The 279-nt window shown below is 36.6% G+C and carries 1 protein-coding gene; it reads right to left on the bottom strand.

The genetic code is table 11. The annotated features are described in order from the left end of the window. Positions 1-57: 57 nt before the first annotated feature. The coding region (locus LOK78_RS16560) for an LURP-one-related family protein (protein WP_232635691.1) at positions 58-279 on the bottom strand (222 nt) is incomplete at its 5' end.

Here is a 279-nt window from a genome sequence, read left to right as displayed (position 1 = left end):
CCTTACTGATTGAATATACATATACATATAAGGAAATTAACAGGAAAAGAGATGCTATCAAATTGTTAAGCACAAGACCTTATCTCTTAGAGTGACAATAGGATTTCCATGAGCATCGATTAAAACGTGGCGCCCGTGAAAGATTGAGTCTACAGCTTTCAATTTGAAAAGGATGTTGCCATTGATATCTTGTACAACAAAGTTACCATCGGTTATGGTCTTAACCTTTCTCACTATTGCAAGTTTAACAGGATGAGTATGAGAGCAAAACTGAGGGCT

The sequence above is a fragment of the Mangrovimonas futianensis genome (assembly GCF_021245805.1).
GTDB lineage: Bacteria > Bacteroidota > Bacteroidia > Flavobacteriales > Flavobacteriaceae > Mangrovimonas > Mangrovimonas futianensis.
This window is presented reverse-complemented; position numbering and strand designations above follow the sequence as displayed.